A 261-nucleotide genomic window follows, 5' to 3' on the forward strand; every position below is an offset into this window, starting at 1 on the left:
GTTCACTGGCCGGCAACAGGCTGGCGGTTATCTGGAGTGGTTTGGTTTCGACGATGAGCAGGCCGCCGCCGAAAGGGTAGCTGCACAAATGAATCCAGATCTCGCGGTCAGCGCGCCGGATAACGAACACCTGCGCGGCATTGTTCCAAATGTCGCCCAGGCCACTGTTGTATTTGAGCGCCAGGTCCCGAGGCCACTCCTTGATTTTCTGGCCTGGGTCTTCTGGAATCTTGCCGTCGAAGATCTTTTTGCCGCCCAAGG

The 261-nt window shown here is 57.9% G+C and carries 1 pseudogene; it reads right to left on the bottom strand.

From position 1 onward, the window contains the following. Nucleotides 1-261: pseudogene (locus SB765_RS30845) on the bottom strand (OmpA family protein); the annotation flags it as partial.

The sequence above is a fragment of the Pseudomonas sp. SIMBA_067 genome (genome assembly GCF_046534675.1).
GTDB lineage: Bacteria > Pseudomonadota > Gammaproteobacteria > Pseudomonadales > Pseudomonadaceae > Aquipseudomonas > Aquipseudomonas putida.